We start from the raw sequence: 25,379 nt of genomic DNA on the forward strand, positions 1-25,379 counted from the left end.
GTCACCACCGCGCGCTCCCCCGGCACCCCGCGCGGCACCCGTTCCGACGTCCGACCGTGATCCGGAGTTACCACTGTGCGTTCCGCCGAGCAAAGCCCCGGCAGCCGGCAAGACCCCACCGCCGGCACATCCCTTCCCTACGACCCGGCGTCCGGCAAGGAGACGCTGGGCTCGATCTGGCGCGAGGTGCTCCAGATCGAGCGGTTCGACCCCCAGGAGAGCTTCTTCGAGCTGGGCGGCGACTCCCTGCTCGCCGCGCAGATCGTGGTGCGCGTCCGGGAACGGCTCGGTGTCGAGATCCCGGTGCGCGACATCTTCGTCCACCCCACGCTGGACGAACTCGCCGATGCCGTGGCCGCCGCCGCGGCGACCGGCGAAGCCGCCGTCACGTCCACTCCGGCCGAGGGCCGCCCCGGGCGCGGTGCGGCCGAGGACGGCACCGCACCGCGGGTGATGTCCGCCAACCAGGAACAGATGTGGTTCCTGCACAAGCTCACCCCGGACGACCCCGTCTACAACGGCTCCCGGAGCATCCGGGTGCGCGGCGCGCTGGACCTCGACGTCCTGGAGTGGGCCCTCACCGAGGTCTACCGGCGCCACGAGGCGCTGCGCACCAGCTACCGGGAGGAGAACGGCACCCCGGTGCCGGTCGTCCACGAGCCGCGCCCGGTGCGCATCGAGCGGGCGGACCTGTCCGGACTCCCCGAGGACGAACGGGAGTCCGCCCGCGCCCGCCGGGTCTCGGCGGAGCTGGCCCGGCCGTTCTCCCTCGCGGACTACCCGCTGGAGCGCTGGCTGGCGATACGCCTGGGCCCCGACGAGCACGAACTGCTGGTCGTGGCCCATCACATCCTGCACGACGGCTGGTCCTTCGCCGTCGAGCTGCGCGAGGTCGAGACCCTGTACAACGCCCGCGCGGCCGGCCGGGACGCCGGTCTGCCGACCCCGGCGCTCCAGCACGGCGCCTACGCCCGGCAGCAGCGCGAGGAGCAGGACGGCCCCGCGATGCAGGGCCATCTCGCCTACTGGCAGCAGCAGTTGGCCGACTACTCCGGTGTGCTGAGCATGCCGACCGACCGGCCCCGGCCGCCGGTCCAGACGACCCGGGGCCGCCGGGTGTACAGCGAGGTCCCGGCCTCTCTCCTGAACGGCCTCGGCAGGCTGCGCCGCAGCGACGGGGTCAGCCCCTTCATGGCGCTGTTCGCGTGCTTCACCGCCGTCCTGCACCGCTACAGCGGTGACACCGACATCTGCGTCGGCACCCCCCTGGCCAACCGCCGCAGCCCGGCGGAAGAAGAGATGGTCGGGATGGTGATGAACAGCGCCGCGCTGCGCACCCGGGTCTCGGCCGAGCTGCCGTTCAGCCGGCTGCTGAAGCAGGTGCGGGACACGGTCCTGGACGCCGCGGCGCACCAGGCGTGCCCGCTGCCGGTCGTCATCGACGCCCTCGGCGTCCCCCGCACCCCGGCGCACCCCCCGCTGTTCCAGACCATGGTCACCGCGCACGACCACACCGAGGCCGCGCCGCGGTTCGGGGACTGCGAGTCGTCCATCACCGAGCCGTTCAACGACACGGTGAAGATGGACCTGCACCTCATCGTGGTGCCCCAGGACAAGAAGCACGCCTCCGGTGAGCGGGCCGGCGACGAGGGCATCGCGCTGATCTGGGAGTACAACGCGGACCTCTTCGACGCCGGGACGGTGGAGTCGATCGCCGCGGCCTTCCAGGAACTGCTGGCCCACGCGCTGGAGGCCCCGGACACCCCCGTCGGCGAGCTGCGGCTGCTGGACGAGGGCCGGGCCGCGGAGCGGCTGCGCGCGTGGAGCGCCCCGCAGCCCGTGGACCCGGCCGCGCACGAACTGCCGGTGCACCACCGGGTGCAGCGGCAGGCGCAGGCACAGCCCGGCAAGGCCGCCGTGGTGGAGGCCGGCCGGACCATGACCTACGGCGAGCTGGACGAGGGCGCCGAGCGCCTGGCCGCCCGGCTGAAGGAGGCCGGGGCCGGCCGGGGCACGGTGATCGCCGTCTGCCTGCCGATCGGCGCCGACCTGGTCCTCGCGGAGCTGGCGGTGCTCAAGTCGGGCGCCACGTTCCTGCCAGTCGACCCCGGCCAGCCGCAGGCGCGGATGGACGGCATGCTTCAGGACGCCGACGCGCTCGCCGTGATCACGAGCGAGGAGCTGCGGGACCGGTTCCCGGCCCGGCGGTGCCTGACGGTACGGGACGGCCGCGCGGAGGACGGCCGGACCGGGGACACCGTCGCGGACGAGGCCGGGCCCGACGACATCGCGTACATCATCTTCACGTCCGGTTCCACCGGCCGCCCCAAGGGCGTCGAGGTGCCGCACCGCGGGCTCGGCCATCTGGCCTCCTGGTACGTCCGGGAGTACGACGTCACCCCCGAGGACGCGGCCACCCTGCTGATCTCCCCCGGGTTCGACGTGTCCCAGCTGGAGATCTGGCCGGCCCTGGCGGCCGGCGCGACCCTGCACTGCCCGGACCGGGCCACGGTGCTCGTCGCCGCCGACTACCAGGCGTGGCTGCGGGAGAACTCCATCACCCTCACCATCCTGCCGACCGCCCTGGCCGCGCCGCTGCTGGACCGGGAGTGGGGCACGGACACCACGCTGCGCATGATGCTGGTCGCCGGTGAGCGGCTGACCGCACGGCCCCGCCCCGGCACCCCGTTCCGCTTCGTCAACGCCTACGGCCCGACCGAGGCCACCGTGCTGAGCACGGCCGGTACGGTCCGCACCCGCGAGGACGAGCCGGGGGACCCGCCCATCGGCCGGCCGCTGCCGGGCTGGACGGTCCGGGTGCTGGACCGCGCGCTGCGGCCGGTGCCGCCCGGCGTGATCGGCGAGCTGTACATCGGCGGCGTGGGCGTGGCGCGGGGCTACCGCAACCGCCCGGAGCTGACCGAGGAACGCTTCGTGGCCGACCCGTTCGCCGCGGACCCCGGCGCCCGGATGTACCGCACCGGGGACCTGGCCCGGCTCCGTGCCGACGGTGAGATCGAGTTCATCGGGCGCATGGACGAGCAGGTCAAGCTGCGCGGGTACCGCATCGAGCTGGGCGAGATCACGGCCGCGCTGCGCACCCACCCGCAGGTCGGCGACGCCCATGTGCTGGTGCGCGCGGCGGGTGACACCCCGTCCGACGACCCCGCCGACCGGCAGCTGGTGGCGTACGTGGTGCCCGCGGACCCGGACACCGAGCCGGCCGCGGCCGAGCTGCGCGAACATCTGTCCCGCGCGGTGCCCGAGTACATGGTCCCGGCCGCGTTCGTCACGCTGACCCATCTGCCGCTCAACCCGAGCGGCAAGGTCGACGCCAAGCGGCTTCCGGCGCCCGTCCGGCAGGCGGCGGCCGCGGTCCGGCCGCCCGCCGGTGAGCTGGAGCGGCGGATCGCCGGCATCTGGCAGGAGGTGCTCGGGGTCGAGGGCGTCGGCTCGCACCAGAGTTTCTTCGACCTGGGCGGGCACTCGCTGCTGCTGACCCGGGTGCAGCACCGGCTGGAGACCGATCTGGGCATCAAGGCACCGCTGATGACCCTGTTCGAGTTCCCCACGGTGCACTCCCTGGCCGCGCATCTCAGCGGGGAGGCGGCGGAGCCGCTCGTCGCACCCGTCCAGCGCGGCGGCGGCACGGGCGGTCCCGAGCCGGTCGCCGTGGTCGGCATGGCCGGGCGCTTCCCCGGGGCGGCCGATGTCGGCGCGTTCTGGGAGAACCTGTGCGACGGCGTCGAGTCGATCACCTATCTGGGCCCGGTCGAGCCCGACGGGGAGGGGCTCACCGCGTTCGGACTGCTGGACTCCCCCGCGGAGTTCGACGCGGCCTTCTTCGGCTACTCGCCGCGTGAGGCCCTGCTGATCGACCCCCAGCAGCGCGTCTTCCTGGAGGTTGCCCACAGCGCCCTGGAGAACGCCGGTCTGGTGCCGGAGCCGGACGGGCCGTCCGTCGGCATCTTCGCCGGCGGCAGCATGACGACGTACTACTCCACGCTCCAGTCGCAGCGCGGCAAGCTGCCGTTCGCCGACGACTGGCAGTTCCGGATCTCCACCGCGCCCGACTACCTGACCAGCCGCGCCGCCCACAAGCTGGGGCTGAACGGCCCCGCGGTGACGGTGGCGACCGCCTGCTCCACCTCTCTGACGGCGATCCACCTGGCCGCGCAGGCGCTGGCGTCCGGGGACTGCGACGTCGCGCTGGCCGGCGGTGCCGGGGTGCGGGTGCCGCTGCTGCCGGTGCGGTACACCGAGGGCGGCCCGTTCGCGGTGGACGGCCACGTCCGGGCGTTCGACGCGGACGCCGACGGGATCGTCGGAGGCAGCGCCGCCGCGGTGGTGGTGCTCAAGCGGCTGTCGGACGCGGTCGCCGCCGGTGACCACATCCACGCGGTGCTGCGCGGGTCGGCCGTCAACAACGACGCGGGCGAGAAGATCGGCTTCACCGCGCCCAGCATCGACGGCCAGGCCAAGGTCATCCGCGCCGCGCACCTGGCCGCCGGGATCGAGCCCGACTCGATCGGCTATGTCGAGGCGCACGGCACCGGCACCCGGCTCGGCGACCCCATCGAGGTGGCCGCGCTCACCAAGGCGTTCCGGGCCGGGACCGACCGCTCGGGGTTCTGCTGGCTCGGCTCGGTCAAGACCAACATCGGGCACACCGACGCCGCCGCCGGTGTCGTCGGGTTCATCAAGGCCGTCCTGGCGGTGGAGAAGGGCGTCATCCCGCCGAGCCTGAACTTCGAACGCCCGAACCCGGAGATCGACTTCGAGACGAGCCCGTTCCGGGTCAACACCGAGCTGCGCCCGTGGCAGCCGTCCGCGGGCCCGCGGCGGGCCGGTGTCAGCGCGCTGGGCATCGGCGGCACCAACGCCCATGTCGTCGTCGAACAGCCGCCGGCGCGCGAGCCCGTCCGGCCCACCGACACCCCGCAGCTGCTGCCGCTGTCGGCCGCCTCCGAGGCGGCGCTGGACCGGCTGACCGAGGACCTCGCCGAGCGTCTCGCCGGGGAGCCCCAACTGCCGCTCGCCGACGTGGCGTTCACCCTCCAGCGGGGCCGGCGCACCTATCCCTTCCGCCGGTTCGTGGTGGGTCAGGACACCGCGGAGGTTGCGCGGGCCCTGACCTCCGGGAACACCCGCCGGGTGCCGACGTCCGCCGGTGCGCCCGCCGAGCGGCCGGTGGCCTTCATGTTCCCCGGTCAGGGCGGCCAGCACGTCGGCATGGCGCGGGACCTGTACGAGCACAACGCCGTGTTCCGCCGCCATGTCGACGAGGCCTTCGACGCGGCGCACGAGCGCCTCGGCCTGGACCTGCGCAGCATCGTCTACCCCGACCCGCGGGACGCGGAGGCGGTGGCGGAGGCCGGGCGCCGGATCAACACCATCACCGTCGCCCAGCCCGCGGTGTTCATCCTGGAGTACGCGCTGGGCCGGCTCTGGCAGCACTGGGGCATCACGCCGAGCGCCCTGGTCGGCCACAGCCTCGGGGCGTACGCCGCGGCCTGCACCGCGGGGGTGTTCTCGCTCGCGGACGGCATCTCCCTGGTCGGTCTGCGCGGGCAGCTGCTGTCCACGGTCGAGGCCGGGGCCATGCTCGCCGTCAAGCGGCCCGAGGCGGAGGTGCTGCCGCTGCTGCCCGACTCCGTCACGGTGGGGGCGGTGAACGGCCCCGGGCAGGTGACCGTGTCGGGCCGCGAGGCCGACATCGACCTGCTGGCCGCGCAGCTGACCGAGAAGGGGATCGACTTCCGCAAGCTGAAGATCTCCGGTGCCGGTCACTCGCCGCTGGTGGAGCCGGTCCTGGACAAGTTCGGGGCCGCGGTGGCCGCGATCGAGCTGCACGAGCCCACCGTGCCCTTCGTGTCCGACATGACGGGCACCTGGGCAGAGCCGGGACAGCTGACCGACCCGGCCTACTGGATGGCGCACATGCGCAACGCGGTCCGGTTCGGGGACGCGGTCTCCACCCTGCTCGCGGACCCGGAGCGGATCCTGCTGGAGGTCGGGCCGGGCATGACGCTGACCACGCTGTCGCGTCAGCACCCCGAGCTGAGCGACCACCAGCTGGTGCTCCAGTCCCAGCCGCACCCCACCGATCCGGCCTCCGCGCTGTCCGTCGCCCTGGAGGCGCTCGGCAGGCTCTGGCTGACCGGCGCCCCGGTCGACTTCGGCCGGGTGCAGGACGCGGCGGGCCGGCGCCGGGCCAAGCTGCCCGGCCACCCGCTGGACCGGCGCCACTTCCTGGTGGAGCCGGCCGATCCCGGCACCGCCGGGGGGACCGCGCAGGCCACCCCGGACGCGTGGCTGGGCCGTACGCCGGGCGCCGCCTCCCCCGCCGCCCGGCCGCAGACCGAGGCCGCGGCGGCCGGGCCGGGCACCGAGACCGAGGAGCGGATCGCGGAGACCTTCCGGCAGCTCCTCGGCCTGGACGAGGTCGACCCGGACGACAGCCTCTTCGACCTGGGCGGTGACTCCGTCCTGGTCACCCGGCTGGCCGCCTGGCTGCGGGACACCTACGGCATCCCGCTGGAGGCCCGGGAGATCTTCACCACCCCGACCGTGGCGGGCCTCGCCGAACTGACCGACCGCCGGCTGAAGGAGAGCGAGCACTGATGGCCGACAAGTCACCGTGGCTGGTGCGCCGACGGCGGCGCCCGGAGGCGTCCCTGCGCCTGTACTGCTTCCCGCACAGCGGCGGTTCGCCGGGCGAGTACGTGCGCTGGGCGGACGAGCTGCCGGACGTGGAGGTCTGGGGCATCCAGCCGCCCGGGCGCGGCACCCGGGTCATGGAGACCCCGCTGGACTCCATCGACACCTTCGTCCAGAGCCTCGTCGAGTCCGTCGACTTCGCCGGTCCGTTCGTGTTCTTCGGGCACAGCCTCGGCGGGCTGACCGCCTTCGAGACGGCCCGCGCGCTGCGCGCGGCGGGCCGTCCGCTGCCCGAGCGGCTGGTGCTGTCCGCCTACCCGGCGCCGCACCTGCCGCACCCGCGCAGCCCGCTGCACACCCTGGGCGACGACGAGCTGCTCGCCGCCGTCAACGAGCGCTACGGCGGGCTGCCCGCGCCGCTGCTCGCGGACCCGGAGCTGGTGCGGCTCGTGCTGCCCGCCTACCGGGCCGACTTCACCATCTTCGAGACCTACCAGCACGTCCGCCAGGAGCCGTTGGACATCCCGATCTCGGTGCTGGGCGGGGAGAGCGACCTGGCGTCGCCGTATCTGCCCCAGTGGCGGGAGCACACCACGGCCGAGTGCACCGTGGAGCTGTTCCCCGGCGGACATTTCTACCTCCGGGAACATCCGGAGGCGTTCATGCAGGCGCTGAGGAAGCTGATATGACCGTGAGTGTCCTTCAGGAGATGAGCCGGGGCGGGTTCCCCTGGGACCGGCTGCGCTCCTTCCCCCGGCAGTCCGAGGCGGACCGGCGGGCCGGGGACGAGGCGGTCCGGGCGATGACGCGGGTGCTGGACACCCATGTCCCGGACGGCCTGGACGGCCGGAGCGAGCTGCCCGGCGGGCTGCTCGACGCGCTCCACGAGGCCGGTTTCCTGGCCATGCTGCTGCCCCGCGAGGACGGCGGCCTGGCGCTGTCGGACTACAACGGCTTCCGGGTGCTGGAGACGGCCGCCGAGCGCGCCCCGGCCCTCAGCATGCTGCTGTCCGCGCACAACGCCCTCGGCCCGATCGCCTTCCTGCCCGCGGTGCCCGACGGCGAACTGCGCGAGCTGCTCGCCAAGCACGTGGCCGCCGGCACCGTGGGCGCGCTGGCCAGCACCGAGCCCGAGGGCGCGGGCAACACGGGCCGGTCCACGGTGGCCCGGCCCACCGCGGACGGGTCCGGGTACCTGCTCACCGGCGAGAAGATGTTCATCACCAACGGAGCCGCGGCCGGCCTGGTCGCGGTGACCGCGGCCGTCGAGGGCGGCGGGGACGGCGACCAGGTGGGCCTGTTCTTCGTCGAGCTGCCCGCCGAGGGCTTCGAGGTGGTCGCCCATCACGCGTTCATGGGCCTGCACGCCACCCCGATCTCGCATCTGCGGCTGACCGAGGTGTTCGTCCCGGCCGGGCACACGCTGCCCGCGCAGGCCGAGTGGCGCAGGGCCTCGCCGTACGCGGAGATCCACGCGCTGGCCCGGGTCTATGTGACCAGCGCGCCGTCGATGGCGCTCGCCCGGCGCTGCCTGGAGTGGTCCCGCTCCTTCGTCGCCGAGCGGGCCGTGGACGGCCGGGAGCTGGCGTCGTACGAGGCGATCCGGCAGCTGCTCGCCGAGTCCGTCGCGGACGTCTACGCCATGGACAGCGCGGTCCGCTGGGCCATGCTGCACACCGACGCCACCGCCCTGAACTGGGAGCGGGACGCGCTGAAGAACCTCACCTCGATGACGGCGTGGCGGGTGGTGGACCGTACGGTGTCGCTGCTGGGCGCGCGGGGGTACGAGACCGCGGACAGCAAGGCGGCGCGCGGTCTGGCCCCGCACCCCGTGGAGCAGGCGCAGCGGGAGATCCGCGGCATGCGGGTCGCCGGCGGCGTCGACTTCAACCTCGACCGGTATCTGGCCGCGCGGATGCTCGCCGGCTACTACCGGGACGGCGGCCAGGAGCTGCCCGGCACCGACGGCGCCCTGGATCCGGGTGCCCTGTCGTCCGGCAACCGCGCCCACCTCCAGGCGGTGCGCGAGGACGTCGGGCGGCTGGGCCGGATCTGCCGCGAGCTGACCGGCGCCCAGCCGGCCGCCGAGCTGCTGGAGCGGCAGCAGACGCTGATCGCCGTCAACCGCATCGCCACCGAACTGTTCACGATGGCCGTCGTCCTGGCGCGGGCCGCCCAGGCCGGCGCGCAGGACGAGCCGAACGCCCAGGATCTCGCGGCCGTCGTCTGCGACGGCGCGCGGGCGCGGCTGGCCCCGCTGTGGGAGCAGGTGGCGAAGGAGCCGCCGGCGGCCTGCGCACGGCTGGCCCGCGCCCTGCTGGACGGCGCGCCCGACCATCTCCTCCACCCGTGATCCCCGACCGACCCCACGAGCACCGAAGGAAGACCATGACGACCCTGACCGAAGCCGTCACGACGGGGAGCAGCGCCGAGGAGCTGCTGCGGCACCCGGTTCCCGAGCAGTACCGGGCCGCGTTCGTCCGCGCCGAGGACACGGAGCTGTTCGTCGGTGTCGAGGACAAGGACGTACGCAAGTCCCTGCACGTCGGCGATGTGCCCATGCCCGAACTGGCGCCGGACGAGGTGCTGGTCGGGGTCATGGCCAGCGCCATCAACTACAACACCGTCTGGTCGGCGATGTTCGAGCCGCTGCCGACCTTCGGGTTCCTCAAGCACCTTGCGTCCCAGGGCGGTTGGCACGCCCGGCACGACCAGCCGTACCACGTCCTCGGCTCCGACGCGGCCGGTGTGGTGGTGCGCGTCGGCTCCGCCGTCCAGCACTGGAAGCCCGGCGACCACGTCGTGATCGCCACGGCCCATGTCAACGACCAGGAGCCGGCCAGCCACGCCGACAGCATGCTCGGCGAGGACCAGCGCGCCTGGGGCTTCGAGACCAACTTCGGCGGCCTCGCGGACTACACGGTGGTGCGCGCCAGCCAGCTGCTGCCCAAGGCCGCGCATCTGTCCTGGGAGGAGGCGGCCGTCAACCCGCTGTGCGCAGCCACCGCCTACCGCATGCTGGTCAGTGACCGGGGCGCCCGGATGAAGCAGGGCGACGTGGTGCTCATCTGGGGCGCGAGCGGTGGTCTCGGGTCCTACGCCGTGCAGTTCGTGCGCAACGGCGGCGGCACGTCCATCGGTGTGGTCAGCTCCCCGGAGAAGGCCGAGATCCTGGCCGGCCTGGGCTGCGACGTCGTCATCGACCGCACCGAGATCGAGCAGGGCGACCCCGGCAGCCTCCAGCGGCCGGAGGGCTGGAAGCGCCTGGGCAAGGCGATCCGCAAGGCGGTCGGCGAGGACCCGCACATCGTCTTCGAGCACGTTGGCAAGGCGACCTTCGCGGCGTCGGTGTTCCTCGCCCGGCGCGGTGGCACGGTCGTCACCTGCGGTTCCAGCACCGGCTACCAGCACCAGTTCGACAACCGCTACCTGTGGATGAAGCTGAAGCGCATCATCGGCAGCCACGGCGCCAACCTCCAGGAGCAGTGGGAGACCAACCGGCTGATCCAGCAGGGCCGGATCGTCCCCGCCCTGTCGGCCGTGTACCGGCTGGACGAGGTGGCCGAGGCCGCGCGCAGCATCCAGACCAACCGCCACATCGGCAAGGTCGGTGTGCTGTGCCTGGCTCCCGAGCCGGGGCTCGGCATCACCGACCCCGCCACCCGGGCGCGGATCGGCGAGGACCGGCTGCACGCCTTCCGCAGCGCGGACGGTGGCAGGTGAGGGAGCAGCTGACGGCGGTCCTGGCGGAGTCCGGCGAGTCCGGACGCCCCAGGCTGTCCGCGCAGGAGGTGGCCGCGCTGCCGGTGCCCGAGTCCTACCGGGCGGCCGTGCTGCTGCGCGAGGAGACGGAGATGTTCGCCGGGATGAGCAGCGCGGACAAGGACCCGCGCAAGTCCCTGCACGTCCAGGAGGTGCCCACCCCGGAACTCGGCCCGGGCGAGGCGCTGGTGGCGGTCATGGCCAGCTCCGTCAACTACAACACCGTCTGGTCGTCGATCTTCGAACCGGTACCGACCTTCGCGTTCCTGGAGCGGTACGGCCGTACCTCGCCGCTCGCCGCGCGGCACGACCTGCCGTACCACGTGATCGGTTCGGACCTGGCCGGTGTGGTGCTGCGCACCGGCCCGGGGGTCAACGCCTGGAAGCCCGGTGACGAGGTCGTCGCGCACTGTCTGTCCGTGGAGCTGGAGTCCCCGGACGGGCACGACGACACGCTGCTCGACCCGGAGCAGCGGATCTGGGGGTTCGAGACCAACTTCGGCGGCCTCGCCGAGCTGGCCCTGGTCAAGTCCAACCAGCTGATGCCCAAGCCCGGCCACCTCACCTGGGAGGAGGCCGCCGCCCCCGGGCTGGTGAACTCCACCGCCTACCGGCAGCTGGTCTCCCGCAACGGGGCGGGCATGAAGGTCGGCGACAACGTGCTGATCTGGGGCGCGAGCGGCGGGCTCGGCAGCTATGCGACCCAGCTCGCGCTGGTCGGCGGCGCCACCCCGATCTGTGTGGTCTCCAGCGAGCAGAAGGCGGAGATCTGCCGGCGGATGGGCGCCGAGGCGATCATCGACCGCAGTGCCGAGGGCTACCGGTTCTGGAAGGACGAGCACACCCAGGACCCGAAGGAGTGGCGCCGGTTCGGCTCCCGGATCCGTGAGCTGACCGGTGGCGAGGACGTCGACATCGTCTTCGAGCACCCGGGCCGGGAGACCTTCGGCGCCTCGGTCTACGCGGCGCGCAAGGGTGGCACGATCGTCACCTGCGCGTCGACCTCCGGTTACCAGCACCAGTTCGACAACCGCTACCTGTGGATGTCGCTGAAGCGCATCATCGGCTCGCACTTCGCGAACTACCGCGAGGCGTGGCAGGCCAACCGGCTGATCGGCAAGGGGCGGGTCCATCCGACCCTGTCGCGGGTGTACCCGCTGGGGGAGGTCGGGCAGGCCGCCTACGACGTCCACCGCAATCTCCACCACGGCAAGGTCGGCGTCCTGGCACTCGCCCCGCACGAAGGGCTGGGGGTGCGGGACGCGGAGCTGCGCGCCCGCCACCTGAGCGCCATCAACCGCTTCCGCACCGGGACCGGCCCCGTATGAGCCGGCCCCACCGCGGTTCGCTCGACTGAACAGGACCGCCGCCCGCCGGACCCGCCGGCGGGCGGCACGGAACGGTTCGATCCGCGCACGGTGAAGAGAGGTGTCCAGTGACAGGCACACAGCAGGTCGAGGAGTTACTGCGTCGGGTCGACGGCCGCGCCGGTCCGCGTGTCGTCCGGGTTCCGGCGCAGCCCGCCCGAGGAGAGATCGCGGACCAGCACGCCGTCGAGTACTTCGAGTTGACGGAGAGCCTGCTGCGGACGGTGCGCAGGGAAGTGCTCTTCGTCAACTGCCAGATGAACGGATACGGCCGGGAGGAGATCGAGCGGGCCCGGGAGAGCATCACCGCCCTGGGCGGCCGGTCGGTCACGACGTCCGTGATCTGTCCCCCGGACGAGCTGGACGGCCACGGCCGGCTGGAGTTCCTGGAGCGGATCAGCCGGGAGAACGGGGCCCGGGTCCGGATCAGCACCGTGGATCTGCACGGGATGGTGGTCTTCGACCGCAAGCGGATCCTGATGTGGCAGCCCGGGCGGAGCCGCCGCTGTGTCCTGGTGCACTCCCCCGTCGTGGTCGAGCCGCTGGTCGCCCTGCTCGACGCGGCCTGGGACGGGGCCTGCGACCTGGACCGGTTCCTCCACTACCAGCGCAACGTCCTGGACGAGAAGACCCCGCAGATCCTGCGGCTGCTCGGCTCGGGCCGCAAGGACGAGGTCGCCGCCCGCCAGCTCGGCATCTCCGTGCGCACCTACCGGCGGTGCGTGGCGAGCCTGATGGAGGTGCTGGGGGCGGAGTCCCGGTTCGAGGCCGGGGTGAAGGCGGCCGCGCTGGGGCTGATCGACGTCCACGCGGACGTCGACCTCGACCACGAGCCCGTCGAGCGGCAGCCCCGCGGGTCCGGTTCCTTCGGGCTGGGGCGGTCGCTGCGCGGTACCGCGGCTACGGCCCCGTGGGCGCCCCGCTGGTGCCCGAGGTGACCGCGGCCCGTCCCGTCCCCGCCCCCGGTTTGGCAGCTTGCTGACTCGCGGGCCGGGGCGGGACGGGCCGCCCCCTACGCTTCCGGCGAGGCGTCCCCGACAGGGCACAGCCCCACGACGCGACGGAAGAGACCCGGGAACCGTGCACACCACAGCTGCTGACGACGCGACACCGATCTTCGCGCGGGACAAGCGCATCTGGTTCCACCACTGCGACCCGGCCGGCATCGTGTTCTACCCGCAGTATCTGCTGCTCATGAACGAGCTGCTCCAGGAGTGGTTCGAGACCGGACTGCGGACGGACTACGCGGGGCTCTTCGCCGAGCGGCGCCTCGGCATCCCCACCGTGCGGCTGGAGTGCGACTTCCACGCCCCGAGCCGGCTGGGCGACACCGTGCGCTTCGCGCTCTCGGTGCCGCGGATCGGCACCAGCTCGTTCCATCTCCGCTTCTCGTGCACCGGCCCGGACCCGTCCGACGTCCGGGTGCAGATCAAGGCCGTCCTGGTGTGCATGTCCCTCGACGAACACCGCCCGGTCCCGATTCCCGGCGACATCCGTGACGCGATGCAGGAGTGGCTGGCCCCGGCGGCCGACGCGACGACGTGACAGCGGAAGGACGAGACCGAGATGGCAGACGAACTGATGCTCGTCGACGGACTGGGCGCGGGCAACTTCTTCCGCACCGCGGCCGCCGTCGGCGGCACCGCCGCAGCGAGCGTCATCGAGCTGGACAAGGAGTACCGGCACCCCGAGGGGCACACGGTACGGGAGTTGGGGCTCGCCGAACTGGACGAGCTGACCGACCGGGTGGCCGCCGGGTACCAGCGTGACGGCATCGAGTCCAAGGACCCGGTGGCGGTCTTCCTGGACGAGAGCGTCCGCTATCTGATCCACTACATCGCCCTGACGAAGATCGGCGCCATTCCGGTCTTCCTCAACAGCGGGCTCCGGCCGGACATCGCGGCCGCGTTCGTCTCCCGGGTCGGCGCGGTCGCCGTGGTCAGCGACGGCAGGCTGGAGCGTACGGCGCTGGACCTGCCGTACTACGACGCCGAGCCCTACGCCACCGGCCCCTACACGGCGTTCACCCACGCGGACGACGACCCCGTCCTCATCGCGCACACCTCCGGCACCACCGGCGTCCCGAAGGCCGTCCAGTTCAACCACATGGGCTTCTTCTTCGGCATCCGGCAGCAGATCGGGGCCGACCTCGGCCGGCGCGTGCTGTCCGCGCTGCCGCAGAGCCATGCCTCGGCGATCTCGGTGCTGATGTCCTGCGTGGCCCGGGGCAGCCGGGTGCTGCTGGTCACCGCGCGCGAGGGCGAGCAACTGGCGCGGGGCATCGAGGAGTTCGGGCCCGAGCTGGTCGCCGCCTTCCCGAAGGTCTTCGTCGATCTGTGCCGGCTCGACCTGGACCGCTACGACTTCGGCTCGGTCGCCCGCTGGATGTCCACCGGTGACGCCAACCACGAGCGGCACATCCGGAAGCTCGTCCAGCTCGGCAAACACCGCGACCGCAGCGGGCGGCCGGCCCCCGGGTCGCTGTTCATCGACAACTTCGGCTCGTCCGAGTTCGGCTTCGCCATGTTCCGCAATGTCCACTCCCCCACCACCAACCGCTACGGACGGTGCATAGGGCGGCCCTTCGACTGGATCGACGCCCAGGTCTTCGACGACAAGGACGAGCCGGCGGCGCCCGGCACGGTGGGCCGGCTGGCGCTGAAGTCCCCCACGGTGACCGCCGGTTACTGGAACAACTCGCTGCTGAGCGAGAAGAACCGGGTGCGGGGCTACTGGCTCACCGGCGACCTCGCCTACCGCGACGAGGAGGGCCGCTTCTACCACGTCGACCGCACCACCGACAGCATCGACACCCCGCACGGCACCATCTACAGCTGCGAGATCGAGGAGTTGATCATGCGGCAGGTGCCGGAGGTGTTCGACTGCTCGCTGGTCCACTCCCGGCCGGCCCCCGAGGCCGCGCAGCGGCTGGTCCTCACCGTCGACCTGCCGTCGGCCGGCACCGATCTGGCGGACCTGCGCTCCCGGATCAACGCCGTGCTGACCCAGCGGGAACTCCCGGTGATCGACCGGCTCGTGGTCAAGGCGCCCGACGAACACGTCGGCCTCACCGGCAAGGCGCTCAAGCGCACCATGCGGGACGCCTACCAGAGCGTGTGACGCCTTCCCCCTCCTCTCCTCCCCCGGATCACCCGGGCGTGCCGATCCCCCCCGACGGCACGCCCGGGTCACCTCTTCCGGTACGTCAGTCAAAGAAAGAACAGCTCATGCCGACACCCAGGCTGCACATGCCGGCGGCCAGCACACCCGCCCGGCCCGAACGCCGGACGGCGGCGGTCCGGACGGTCACCTACATCGTGTTCACGCTACTGCTCGGGGGGACGGTGCCCACCCCGATGTACTCGCTGTACGCCCAGCGGCTCGCTCTCACCCCGGTCGTGGTCTCGGCCGTGTTCGCCGCCTTCGCGGTCGGCGCGCTGTGTGCCCTGATGCTCTTCGGCTCGTTGTCCGACCAGATCGGGCGGCGGGCGACGATCGTCCCGGCGGTCTGTCTCGCCCTGGCCAGCTGTGCGGTGTTCGCCGGCTTCCACACCCTGCCCGGCATCATCGCCGGCCGGCTGCTGACCGGCCTGTCGGTGGGGCTGGCCAACGGCGCGGCCACCGCCTATCTCGGCGAGCTGTTCCAGGACCGCGGCCGGGCCGCGCTGACCTCCTCGGTCGCCAATATGCTGGGCCTGGGGACGGGGGCGCTGCTGTCCGGCGTGCTGGTGCAGTACGTGTCCGCTCCGCTGACGCTGTCGTACCTGGTGCTGGGTGCCCTGCTGCTGCCCGGGCTCGGGCTGCTGCTGATGCCCGAGACGGTACGCCGGGAGGGGCCGGCGCGCTTCCGGCCGCAGCGGCTCGGGGTTCCGGCGCAGATGCGGACGGTGTTCACCGCGATGGCGGTCGCGGTCTTCGGCTCCTTCGCCCTGCTCGGCCTGCTCGCGGCGCTCGCGGGCAAGTTCCTGGTCAGCGGTCTGCACATCACCAGCCATCTGATGGTGGGCGTCGTCGCGTTCTGCGCGTTCGGCTCCGCGGCGGCCGCACAGCTGGTGGGCGCCCGGCTGGCGCCCCGGGTGGGCTCGGTGGCCGGCATGGTGGCGGTGCCGGTCGGGCTCGGCCTGTTCGTGGCCGCGCTGCCGGCCAGCTCGCTGGCGCTCTTCCTGGTCGGGTCGGTGATCGGCGGCGCGGGCAGCGGGCTCGCCTTCCGCGCGGGCCTCGCCATGGTGTCCCACCAGGCACCGCCGGACCGGGTCGGCCAGGTCGTCTCCAGCTACTTCGCCTCGGCCTATCTGGGCCTGACCGTGCCCGTGCTCGGCATCGGGGTGATGGTCATGGAACTGCCGCTGCTCACCTCGGCCCTCGTCTTCGCCGTCATCATCAGCCTGCTCGCCGCCCTCAGCATCACGGTCACCGTGGCGACCCGGCCGCGGGCGGCGGCCTGAAGGACCGGACCGGCTGGCAGCCGGCCGAGGAAAGGAGTTCGGCCATGCCGGACAGCGGCGCGACCGCAGTGGATTTCTGGTTCGACCCCATCTGCCCCTGGGCGTGGATGACGTCCCGCTGGATGCTGGAGGTGGAGAGACAGCGGCCGGTGCGGGTGCGCTGGCATGTGATGAGCCTGTCGGTGCTCAACGAGCACCGGCTCGACGATCTCCCGGAGCGCTACCGGGAGATCGTCCGCACCGGCTGGGGCCCGGTGCGCGTGTGCACCGCCGCCGAGCGGGAGTTCGGCGCCGAGGCCCTGGGCCCGCTGTACACCGCGCTGGGCACCCGGCTGCACCCGCAGGGGCTGCCGCGGGACCGGGCCACCCTGACCGCCGCGCTGGCGGAGGCGGGGCTGCCCGAGCGGCTGGCGGACGCCGCGGACACCGACGCCTTCGACGCGGCGCTGCGCGCCTCCCACCGGGAGGGCATCGAGCTGGTGGGCGAGGAGGTGGGCACCCCGGTGATCGCGCTGCCCGGCGCGGACGGCGGACGCATCGCGTTCTTCGGGCCGGTGGTCACCCCGGCGCCCAAGGGCGAGGCGGCGGCCCGGCTGTGGGACGGAACCCTGCTGGTCGCCTCGACGCCCGGCTTCTACGAGATCAAGCGGAGCCGGGAGACCGGGCCGGTCTTCGACTGACCCGGGACGGCATTTCGCCTGTAGGCGGCAGCTTCTTGCCATGTTCCCCCGGGAACGGCAACAAGCTGCCGCCCGTCGCTGTCCTCGCGCCCTCAGCACGCACAGTGGGTTCGTTAAGCACTTGACGATCCCAGGGAGGGGCGCATGACCGTCACGACCTCCGGCCGGCCGGCCGCCGGACCACCCGTCGCGGAGCGGACCGGCGCCGCCGCCCCGCGGATCACCTGATGCGCCCGGCTCCACGGTCCGACCGCGCGCCGGGCACCGGTCCGATGCCGTAGCAGCCCCTGGGGCCGTGTGGCCCCCGGTACTCACCCCCCACCGTCCGCCCGGCTGAACACAGGGAGTTCCACATGCCCTCAGCACGCGTCACGACCACGGACCGCCGCCGCGCCCCGGAGCCGCACACACACCGCCACGCGGCGGCCGCGGCCTGCAAAGAGGAGACCGGGCCGCTGAACCCGGCCCTGTTACGGACCTTCGTCGAGGTCTACCGCACCGGCTCCTTCGGCAAGGCCGCCCAGCGGCTGCGCATCTCCCAGCCCGCCGTCACCCAGCAGATCCGGATGCTCGAGGAACGGGTGGGCGTGCCGCTGTTCGTCCGGCACGCCACCGGCTCCCGGCCCACCCCGGCCGCCGAGTCGCTGGCCAGGGACGCCGAAGGCGCGGTCGACGCCCTGGACTTCGTGCTCCAGCGCTACTTCGGCACCGACGGTCCGGCCCGCCCGGTGCGGCTGGGCGCGCCCAGCGACCTGATCGGCGAGCGGATCCTGCCCGCCCTCGCCGACATGCTCGGGGACGGCCTCCAGCTGCGCACCACCCTCGCCCTGTCCGACGCCCTGCTGCCCCAGCTGGCCGCGGGTGAACTCGATGTCGTCGTCGTCCGGGTCCGGCCCCGGCTGACGGGTATCACCGCACTGCCGCTGTACGACGAGGAGTGCAGCCTGGTCGCCTCGCCCGAGCTGGCCCGCGTGCTGCGGCCCGAGCTGGTGGCCGGCGGTGCGCCGGAGGTGCTGGCCGACCGGCCGCTGGTCGCCTACGCCGAGTCCGTGCCGCTGATCGACCACTACTGGTGGTCGGTCTTCCACCGGCCGGCGCCCAGCGCGCCCGATGTGGTGGTGCCGGACCACCGGGCGGTGCTGGCCGCGCTCCGGGCGTCGATCGGCATCGCCGTGGTCCCGACGTACCTGTGCGCCGACGACTTCGCCCGCGGCACGCTCGTCCCGCTGCTCGCCCCGGAGATACCGCCGATCACCACCATGTATCTGGCGACCCGCGAGGGGGACGCGGTGTCCCGTCCGCAGGTCGCCGCCGCCCAGAGCAGGCTCCTCGCCTGCGGCCGCGGCTGGAACTGACGCGCCGGACCGGCGCACCCGGCCGGGCATCAGGGGCGGTCGGGGGCGGTCAGCCGCCAGTCGAGGGCGCGCCGGAAGTAGACGAGCGGTTCGCCCGGCGCGGCCTCGCAGCGGGTCACGTCCCCGATCAGGACCGCGTGGTCGCCGTGCTCGACCACCCGGGCCCGCAGGCAGCGCAGGTACACCAGCGCGTCGGCCAGCCGGGGCACCGGTCCGTCCCAGGACCACTGCTGCCCGGCGAACTTGTGGTCGGCGCGGCTCGCGAAGGCCGCCGCGGCCGCGCCCTGTCCGGCGTGCAGCAGATGGACGCCGAACTCCTCGGCCGCGAGCAGCGGTGTGTAGGAGCGTGACCGCCGGTCGACCGCCAGCAGCACCGACGGCGGCGACGCGCTGTAGGAGCACAGCGAGGACACCAGCAGTCCGCACGGGCCGCCCTCGCGGTCGGCGGCGGTCACCACGGCGACGCCGGACGCCAGGCTGCTCATCGCGTCGCGGAACGTCTCGGGTTCCACCGCGGACATCCGCGCCTCCAGCACGGTCCACCTCGCATTCGTCGACGGGATGAGCCCCTGGCGGCCCGGCGGCTTCTTCGGGGGCGGTCAGCGAGCGGCGGGGCGGAACCGGGGGGCCACCTGCTCGGCGAACAGGCGCAGCGTCCGCTCCGACTCCCGGAAGTCGGTGTAGCCGGAGTTGACCTGGATGCTGACGCACAGGTCGTCGCCGTACTTCTCCCGGGTGGTGTCCAGCTGGCGCACCACGTCGTCCGTGTTGCCGGCCAGGATCCGGCCGTCGCTGAGCGCCTTGCCGAAGTCGTACTCGCGCGCCTTGTCGACGAGCTTGTCGTACCCCTTGTACTGGTCCGAGCTCTTGCGCAGCCAGCCCTCGGCGGCCTGCGACATCAGCACGACGTGGTTGTTCTCCATCTCCTCGCCGCGGCGGAGCGCCTCGTCGCGGTCGTCGGAGAGGTAGCAGTTGTACTTGAGCTGGATGCGCGCCGCGCCCGCCCGGTGGCCGGCGTCCGCCCAGGCCTTGCGGTAGGCGGTGAGCATCTCCACCACGGTCTCGGGGCTGACGATCGTCGGCACGATCTGGAGGTGGTAGCCGGCCTGGCCGGCCGCGGCGCAGGACTCGGGGCTGGAGGCGGAGGCCACGAACACCGGGGGGCCGGACTGCTGGTACGGGCGGGGCGACAGCGTGACCGGTCCGAAGGAGTGGAACTCGCCCTCGAAGACGACGTTCTCCTCGGTCCACAGCCGGCGGCAGGCCTCGATGCCCTCGCTGAAGCGGCGGCGGCTTTCGTCGATGGACACGCCCAGCCACTCGAACTCCTGCGGCAGCCAGGCCCGGCCGAAGCCGACGTCCAGGCGCCCCTCGGAGATGTTGTCGAGCATCGCGAGCTTGCTGGCGAGCTGGAGGGGGTGGGAGAAGGCCGGGATGACCGCGCCGGTGGCGACCCGGATGGTCTTGGTGCGGGCGGCGATCGCGGAGAGCAGGGTCACCGGGTCCGGGCTGTAGCCGCCGTACGGGGTGCCGTAGTGCTCCACGGTCTGTACGTGGTCGAAGCCGTACTCCTCCGCGATCTGACTGAGCGCGATGGCCTCGCGGTAGAACTGCGAGGCGGGCTTGTGATCAGGTGTGAAGACCGGGAAAAAGTTCAGACCGAAGTCCACGGGACTCTCCTGAGGGAAGGTTGTGCCGTCGTGGGCAGAGGGTGAGGCGACGAGGCGGCCCAGCGGTCTCACCGTGCGGCGGCAATCGGCTCCGAAGGGGTCCGCGAGGCACCGCGGAACCCGCCGCTCAAGCCAGGCAACTGTGGCAACCGGCCGCGAGGGCCGTCAAATAAGGTGCGCTATCACCTCGATAAGGGATCTGATCCCCCTCGTGTCCCCTCCCCCGCCTTCGCGCCAATTCGTGTACAGGGCAAGGGAATTGGTGCCGACCGGCGGTAACGTCGGGGCGTCCCGTCGGCGTCCTTCCGAAGCGGTGGTCATGAACACTTCCGTCCTCGCCTGTACCGACCGCCGGCCCGCGTGCGGGCTGGACCCCGATCTCGCGGCGCTGCTCGCGCGGTCCGGTCTCGTCCCCGAGCACGTCGAGGAGGTCGCGCGCCGGGTGGTCGGGGAGGAGACCGGCACCGGGGTGGACCGGGCCACGGCCATCCTGGTGCCCGAAAGCGCCGTCCTGGTGGGTGACTTCACCGCCCGGCAGGACGGCGTGGTGGCGGGGCTGCGGGTCGTGGAGGCCGTGCTCTCCGTCGCCTGCGCCGAGGGGTTCACGGTGCGGCGCCGGGCCGAGGAGGGAGCGCGGGTCGAGGCCGGGCAGGTGCTGCTGAGCGTCACCGCTCCCGCCCGTGCGCTGCTCACCGCCGGGAACGGCGCGCTGAACCTGCTGTGCCGGCTGTCCGGGATCGCGACCGCGACCCGCCGCTGGGCCGACGTCCTGGACGGTACGCGGGCCAGGGTCCGCGACACCCGCAAGACCACGGCGGGGCTGCGGGCGCTGGAGAAGTACGCGGTGCGGTGCGGCGGCGGCGTCAACCACCGGATGTCGCTGTCCGACGCGGCCCTGGTCAAGGACAACCATGTCGTCGCGGCCGGCGGGGTCGCCCAGGCGTTCCGGGCCGTGCGCCGGCGCTTTCCCGAGCTGGCGATCGAGGTCGAGGTGGACACCCTGCCGCAGGTGCACGAGGTGCTCGACGCGGGCGCCGACCTGATCCTGCTGGACAACTTCACCCCGGCCGCGACCGCCGAGGCCGTGGCCGTCGTCGCAGGCCGTGCCCTGCTGGAGTCCTCCGGCCGGCTCACCCTGGACACCGCCCGCGCCTACGCCGAGACCGGCGTCGACTACCTCTCGGTGGGCTCGCTCACCCACTCCGCGCCGGCGCTCGACATCGCGCTGCGGCTGCGCGACTGAGCCGGGGCGCCTCCGCGCGGGCCTGTACTCCGCCGGGGCGGCCGAGGGCCACCCCGCTGCCCGAAGGTGCAGGAAGGTGCCACGGCCAGGGCGCAAGGGACGGTGCGCCCCCAGCATGGGCTCACCGGAAGCCCCGGCACGTGGAGCCCAGACAGAGAAACGGCATGTCTCCGCGGCGGGGCCCCTGACGGAGGAGCGACGTTGCAACCACTGGCACCGTCCGCGCATCTGGACACCTTCCCCCGCGACAGCCTGCCGCCGCGGCGGGAGTGGCCCGAGCTGGTCTTCGACCTGCCGGAGCTGCACTATCCCGGGCGGCTCAACTGCGCGGAGGAGCTGCTGGACGCGACCATCGCCCGGTTCGGCGCGCAGCGGCCCGCCCTGCGCGACGGGTCAGGCCAGGTCTGGTCGTACGGGCTGCTGCGGGAGCATGTCGACCGGATCGCCCGGGTGCTGACCGAGGACCAGGGCCTGGTGCCGGGCAACCGCGTACTGCTGCGCGGGCCCAACTCGCCCTGGCTTGCCGCCTGTTGGCTGGCGGTGCTGAAGGCGGGCGGGGTGGCGGTGACGACCATGGCGCTGCTGCGCGCCACGGAGCTGCGCGAGATCGCCACCAAGGCCCGCATCGGCCTCGCCCTGTGCCACAGCGGCTACACCGACGAGCTGGAGCGGGCCGGGCTGCCGGGGCTGCGGGTCATGGAGTACGGGGACGCCGGGAGCGAGCTGAACCGGCGTGCCGAGAGCAAGCCCGCACAGTTCGCGGCGGTGCCGACGGCCGCGGACGACGTCGCCCTGATCGCGTTCACCTCGGGCACCAGCGGGCTGCCCAAGGCGACGATGCACTTCCACCGCGACGTCCTGGCCATCGCGGACACCTTCTCGGCGCGGGTGCTGCGGCCCCGGCCGGACGACCTGTTCGGTGGCAGCCCGCCGCTCGCCTTCACCTTCGGCCTGGGCGGACTGCTGGTGTTCCCGCTGCGCGCGGGCGCGTCGGCGCTGCTGCTGGAGAAGGCCGCCCCGGAGGAGCTGTTCACCGCGGTGGGCCGGCACGGCGTCACCGTGCTGTTCACCGCGCCCACCGCCTACCGGACGGCGCTGCGCCGGATCGACACCTACGATCTGCGGTCCCTGCGGCGCTGTGTGTCGGCCGGGGAGGCGCTGCCGGCCGACACCTGGCACGCCTTCGAGCGGGCCACCGGTCATCGGATCATCGAGGGCATCGGCTCCACGGAGATGCTGCACGTCTTCATCTCGGCCGCCGACGACGACATCCGGCCGGGCTGCACCGGGCGGCCGGTGCCCGGTTTCCGGGCCCGGGTGATCGACGAGCACGGCGCCGTGGTGCCGGACGGCGTGCCGGGTCGGCTCGCGGTCCAGGGGCCGACCGGCTGCCGCTACCTCAGCGACGACCGGCAGCGCGCCCAGGTGCAGGACGGCTGGAACATCACCGGCGACATCTACGTCCGCGACGCCGACGGCTACTTCCGTTACCAGGCCCGCGCCGACGACATGATCGTCACCGCCGGCTACAACGTGGCCGCCCCCGAGGTCGAACAGGCGGTGCTGCGCCATCCGGCCGTCCTCGACTGCGGGGTGGTCGGCGTGCCCGACGCGGAGCGCGGCTCGGTCGTCAAGAGCTTCGTGGTGCCGGCGCCCGGGGTCGAGCCGAGCGAGCAACTCGCGCGGGACATCCAGGAGTTCGTCAAGTCGGAGATAGCCCCGTACAAGTATCCGCGGCTCGTGGAGTTTGTCGCCGCGCTGCCGATCGGCGCCACCGGGAAGCTCCAGCGCCATGTGCTGCGCGCGGGCGCGCCGGCGGACCGTCCCTGACCGGCCCGGCAGCCGCGCATCCGGTCCGCCGGCCGCGCGCCGTCTCCCCTTATCTTTTCCGGTTCTTTCAGGCAGGTGAGTTCACATGTCGCTGACGGACGCCGTCGGCACCCCATGGCCCGACCGGCGCACGGCACGCTGGACCACGCCCGCCGGGGTGGGCGTGCACCGCTCGGTGCGGCCGGCCGGTCCGGCCCGGCTCGCGCGCGCCCGGCTGGAGAACACGCTCGACCAACGGCGCGGCATGCTGCGGTACTGCGGTGACGACCTGGTCGTCGGCTATGCCGATCCGCCGGTCGAGGTGAGCGTGCGCGGTGACCGGGTGGCCGTCCGGGCGCTCAACTCCCGGGGCCGGGTGCTGCTTCCCGCGCTGCGGGCGGCGCTGGAGCCGGTGCTGACCGAGTGGTCGGCCGACGCCGACGAGGTCGTGGGACGGGCGCCGGGGCCGGGCGGGGTCTTCGCGGAGGAGGACCGTACCGTGCACGCCGGGGTGTTCCAGGCGGTGCGCGCGCTGCTCGCGGCCATGGCGGGACCGGACGACCATCTGCTGGGCCTGTACGGCGCGTTCGGCTACGACCTGCTGTTCCAGGTGGAGCCCGTCGAGCTGCACCAGGTCCGTGACCCGGACGACCGTGACCTGGTGCTGCATCTGCCGGACGAGATCTACGAGCTGGATCTGCGCCGGGACGAGGCGCTGCGGTACGTCTACGAGTTCAGCGCCGAGGGCACGAGCACCGAGGGGCTGGAGCGCACCACCGAGACCGTGCCGTTCGCTCCCGGCTCCCCCGGCCGGCTGCGCGACCACGCGCCCGGTGAGTACGCCGAGGTGGTCGAGCGGGCCAAGGAGCTGTTCCGGTCCGGCGACCTGTTCGAGGTGGTGCCCGGCCAGGTGTTCCGCCGAGCCTGCGCCGAGCCGCCCTCCGTGCTCTTCAGACGGCTGCGCGAGACCAACCCCGCTCCGCACAGCCTGCTGGCCAACCTCGGGCAGGGCGAGTATCTGATCGGCGCCTCCCCGGAGATGTTCGTCCGGGTACGGCGCGAGGGCGATCCGGCCGGGCTCGGCGACCGGCTGGTGGTGGAGTCCGCGCCGATCAGCGGGACCGTCCGCCGGGGACGCGACGCCCTGGAGGACGCCGAACGCGTGCGGGAACTGCTCGGCTCCGCAAAGGAGGAGTCGGAGCTGACCATGTGCACGGATGTCGACCGCAACGACAAGGCGCGGGTCTGTGTGCCGGGTTCGGTGCAGGTCACGGCGCGGCGGCGGATCGAGACGTACGCGACGCTCATCCACACCGTGGACCGGGTGCGCGGGGTGCTCGCACCGGGCCGGGACGCCCTGGACGGCTTTCTCGCCCATCTGTGGGCGGTGACCGTCACCGGGGCGCCCAAGCTGGCGGCGGTCGAGTTCATCGAGCGGGTGGAGCGCTCGCCGCGCCGCTGGTACGCGGGCGCGGTGGGCTGCCTCGCCTTCGACGGCACGCTGGACACGGTGCTGACGCTGCGCACCATCCAGGTGCGGGACGGGGTGGCGACGGTGCGGGCGGGGGCGACCCTGCTGTACGACTCCTCGCCGCAGGCGGAGGAGGCCGAGACCGAGCTGAAGGCGCGGGCGCTGCTCGATGTGCTCACCGTGCCGTTGCCGCACTCCGGTCCGGGGCCGCTGACCGTGGGCCCGGACCGGCCGGGCGAGGGGCTGCGGATCCTGATGGTGGATCACCGGGACTCGTTCGCGCACTGCCTGGCGGACTATCTGCGGCAGACCGGCGCGAGCGTGACGACGTACCGCAGCCCCGGGCATCTGCCGGTGCTGGCGCGGGAACGGCCCGATCTGCTGGTGCTCTCGCCGGGGCCGGGCCGCCCCGCCGACTTCGGGCTGGGCGCGACGCTCGCCGAGGCGGAGCGGCTGGACCTGCCGGTGTTCGGGGTCTGCCTGGGACTGCAAGGGCTCGTCGAGTACTTCGGCGGCACCCTCGGGGTGCTGGACCGGCCGGTGCACGGCAAGTCGTCCCGGGTCCGGGTGACCGCGCAGGACAGCCGGCTGCTGGCGGGGCTGCCCCGGGAGTTCACGGTGGGCCGGTACCACTCGCTGTACGCCAGCGCGGCGCAGATGCCGGCGGAGCTGCGGGTGACCGCGGAGACCTGGGACGGCGTGGTGATGGCGGTCGAGCACCGCGAACGGCCGCTGGCCGCGGTGCAGTTCCACCCCGAGTCGATCATGTCGGCGGGCGGCCGGAGCGGCCATCTGGTGGTCGCGGGCGCCGTGACCTCCCTCGCCCGCGGCCGCACGGCCGCCTCGGTGACCGGACCCCTCTCGTGACCACCCCACCCGGCCCCTGCACAGCAACAACCACCCGTCCCCCCGCCGGA

The 25,379-nt window shown here is 73.1% G+C and carries 16 protein-coding genes; 14 read left to right on the forward strand and 2 right to left on the reverse strand.

Features of this window, described 5'->3' with window-relative positions; genetic code table 11:
* The first annotated feature begins 75 nt into the window (after positions 1–75).
* The 11 genes from ACWCV9_RS21920 (at position 76) to ACWCV9_RS21970 (ending at position 18,269) form a co-directional block, all read left to right on the forward strand.
* Positions 76–6,624, forward strand: a complete 6,549-nt coding sequence (locus tag ACWCV9_RS21920) for an amino acid adenylation domain-containing protein (RefSeq protein WP_450788790.1) — start codon at positions 76–78, stop codon at positions 6,622–6,624.
* Positions 6,624–7,349: a thioesterase II family protein gene (locus ACWCV9_RS21925; protein WP_450788792.1), complete on the forward strand. Its 726-nt coding sequence runs from the start codon at positions 6,624–6,626 to the stop codon at positions 7,347–7,349. Before ACWCV9_RS21920 ends, ACWCV9_RS21925 begins: the two co-directional genes overlap by 1 nt.
* Positions 7,346–9,013, forward strand: coding sequence for an acyl-CoA dehydrogenase family protein (locus ACWCV9_RS21930; RefSeq protein WP_450788793.1), 1,668 nt, complete (start codon positions 7,346–7,348; stop codon positions 9,011–9,013). The genes ACWCV9_RS21925 and ACWCV9_RS21930 overlap by 4 nt, the downstream gene beginning before the upstream one ends.
* A 35-nt stretch (positions 9,014–9,048) precedes the next feature.
* On the forward strand, positions 9,049–10,383 hold the full coding sequence (gene ccrA, locus ACWCV9_RS21935) for a crotonyl-CoA carboxylase/reductase (protein ID WP_450788794.1): 1,335 nt from the start codon (positions 9,049–9,051) through the stop codon (positions 10,381–10,383).
* A 20-nt stretch (positions 10,384–10,403) separates the two neighbouring features.
* On the forward strand, positions 10,404–11,750 hold the full coding sequence (ccrA, locus tag ACWCV9_RS21940) for a crotonyl-CoA carboxylase/reductase (protein ID WP_450789109.1): 1,347 nt from the start codon (positions 10,404–10,406) through the stop codon (positions 11,748–11,750).
* A gap of 107 nt (positions 11,751–11,857) precedes the next feature.
* Positions 11,858–12,727, forward strand: a complete 870-nt coding sequence (locus tag ACWCV9_RS21945) for a hypothetical protein (RefSeq protein ID WP_450788796.1) — start codon at positions 11,858–11,860, stop codon at positions 12,725–12,727.
* Positions 12,728–12,869: 142 nt separating this feature from the next.
* Entirely contained in the window at positions 12,870–13,334 is a 465-nt protein-coding gene (locus ACWCV9_RS21950; RefSeq protein WP_450788798.1) for an acyl-CoA thioesterase, read from the forward strand.
* Positions 13,335–13,355: 21 nt separating this feature from the next.
* Positions 13,356–14,909, forward strand: a complete 1,554-nt coding sequence (locus tag ACWCV9_RS21955; protein WP_450788800.1) for a class I adenylate-forming enzyme family protein — start codon at positions 13,356–13,358, stop codon at positions 14,907–14,909.
* A 107-nt stretch (positions 14,910–15,016) separates the two neighbouring features.
* Positions 15,017–16,234: an MFS transporter gene (locus ACWCV9_RS21960; RefSeq protein ID WP_450788802.1), complete on the forward strand. Its 1,218-nt coding sequence runs from the start codon at positions 15,017–15,019 to the stop codon at positions 16,232–16,234.
* Positions 16,235–16,278: 44 nt separating this feature from the next.
* Positions 16,279–16,914 carry a mycothiol-dependent nitroreductase Rv2466c family protein gene (locus ACWCV9_RS21965; protein WP_450788803.1) on the forward strand — a complete coding sequence of 212 codons (636 nt, stop codon included), beginning with the start codon at positions 16,279–16,281 and terminating at the stop codon, positions 16,912–16,914.
* Positions 16,915–17,267: 353 nt separating this feature from the next.
* Complete coding sequence (locus tag ACWCV9_RS21970) at positions 17,268–18,269, forward strand: LysR family transcriptional regulator (RefSeq protein ID WP_450788804.1); 1,002 nt, start codon at positions 17,268–17,270, stop codon at positions 18,267–18,269.
* A 29-nt stretch (positions 18,270–18,298) separates the two neighbouring features.
* Here ACWCV9_RS21970 and ACWCV9_RS21975 read toward each other — a convergent pair whose 3' ends face one another.
* Positions 18,299–18,790, reverse strand: coding sequence for a flavin reductase family protein (locus ACWCV9_RS21975; protein WP_450788806.1), 492 nt, complete (start codon positions 18,788–18,790; stop codon positions 18,299–18,301).
* A 78-nt stretch (positions 18,791–18,868) separates the two neighbouring features.
* Positions 18,869–19,939, reverse strand: a complete 1,071-nt coding sequence (locus ACWCV9_RS21980; RefSeq protein WP_450788807.1) for an LLM class flavin-dependent oxidoreductase — start codon at positions 19,937–19,939, stop codon at positions 18,869–18,871.
* Between the two features lie 319 nt (positions 19,940–20,258).
* Here ACWCV9_RS21980 and nadC point away from each other — a divergent pair, with 319 nt between their 5' ends.
* From nadC to ACWCV9_RS21995, 3 genes are all read left to right on the forward strand, one after another.
* On the forward strand, positions 20,259–21,182 hold the full coding sequence (gene nadC / locus ACWCV9_RS21985) for a carboxylating nicotinate-nucleotide diphosphorylase (RefSeq protein WP_450788808.1): 924 nt from the start codon (positions 20,259–20,261) through the stop codon (positions 21,180–21,182).
* 201 nt (positions 21,183–21,383) lie between these two features.
* Positions 21,384–23,012: an AMP-binding protein gene (locus tag ACWCV9_RS21990; protein ID WP_450788810.1), complete on the forward strand. Its 1,629-nt coding sequence runs from the start codon at positions 21,384–21,386 to the stop codon at positions 23,010–23,012.
* Between the two features lie 85 nt (positions 23,013–23,097).
* Positions 23,098–25,329: an anthranilate synthase component I gene (locus ACWCV9_RS21995; protein ID WP_450788812.1), complete on the forward strand. Its 2,232-nt coding sequence runs from the start codon at positions 23,098–23,100 to the stop codon at positions 25,327–25,329.
* Positions 25,330–25,379: the final 50 nt, after the last annotated feature.

It is taken from the genome of Streptomyces sp. NPDC001606 (assembly GCF_053596835.1).

Excerpts from the sequence above, each read along its gene's own strand:
- nadC (WP_450788808.1), top strand. The coding sequence starts at position 20,259 with ATGAACACTTCCGTCCTCGCCTGTACCGACCGCCGGCCCGCGTGCGGG.
- ACWCV9_RS21925 (WP_450788792.1), top strand. The coding sequence starts at position 6,624 with ATGGCCGACAAGTCACCGTGGCTGGTGCGCCGACGGCGGCGCCCGGAG.
- ccrA (WP_450788794.1), top strand. The coding sequence starts at position 9,049 with ATGACGACCCTGACCGAAGCCGTCACGACGGGGAGCAGCGCCGAGGAG.
- ACWCV9_RS21955 (WP_450788800.1), top strand. The coding sequence starts at position 13,356 with ATGGCAGACGAACTGATGCTCGTCGACGGACTGGGCGCGGGCAACTTC.
- ACWCV9_RS21975 (WP_450788806.1), bottom strand. The coding sequence starts at position 18,790 with ATGTCCGCGGTGGAACCCGAGACGTTCCGCGACGCGATGAGCAGCCTG.
- ACWCV9_RS21965 (WP_450788803.1), top strand. The coding sequence starts at position 16,279 with ATGCCGGACAGCGGCGCGACCGCAGTGGATTTCTGGTTCGACCCCATC.
- ACWCV9_RS21970 (WP_450788804.1), top strand. The coding sequence starts at position 17,268 with ATGCCCTCAGCACGCGTCACGACCACGGACCGCCGCCGCGCCCCGGAG.
- ACWCV9_RS21960 (WP_450788802.1), top strand. The coding sequence starts at position 15,017 with ATGCCGACACCCAGGCTGCACATGCCGGCGGCCAGCACACCCGCCCGG.
- ACWCV9_RS21995 (WP_450788812.1), top strand. The coding sequence starts at position 23,098 with ATGTCGCTGACGGACGCCGTCGGCACCCCATGGCCCGACCGGCGCACG.
- ACWCV9_RS21930 (WP_450788793.1), top strand. The coding sequence starts at position 7,346 with ATGACCGTGAGTGTCCTTCAGGAGATGAGCCGGGGCGGGTTCCCCTGG.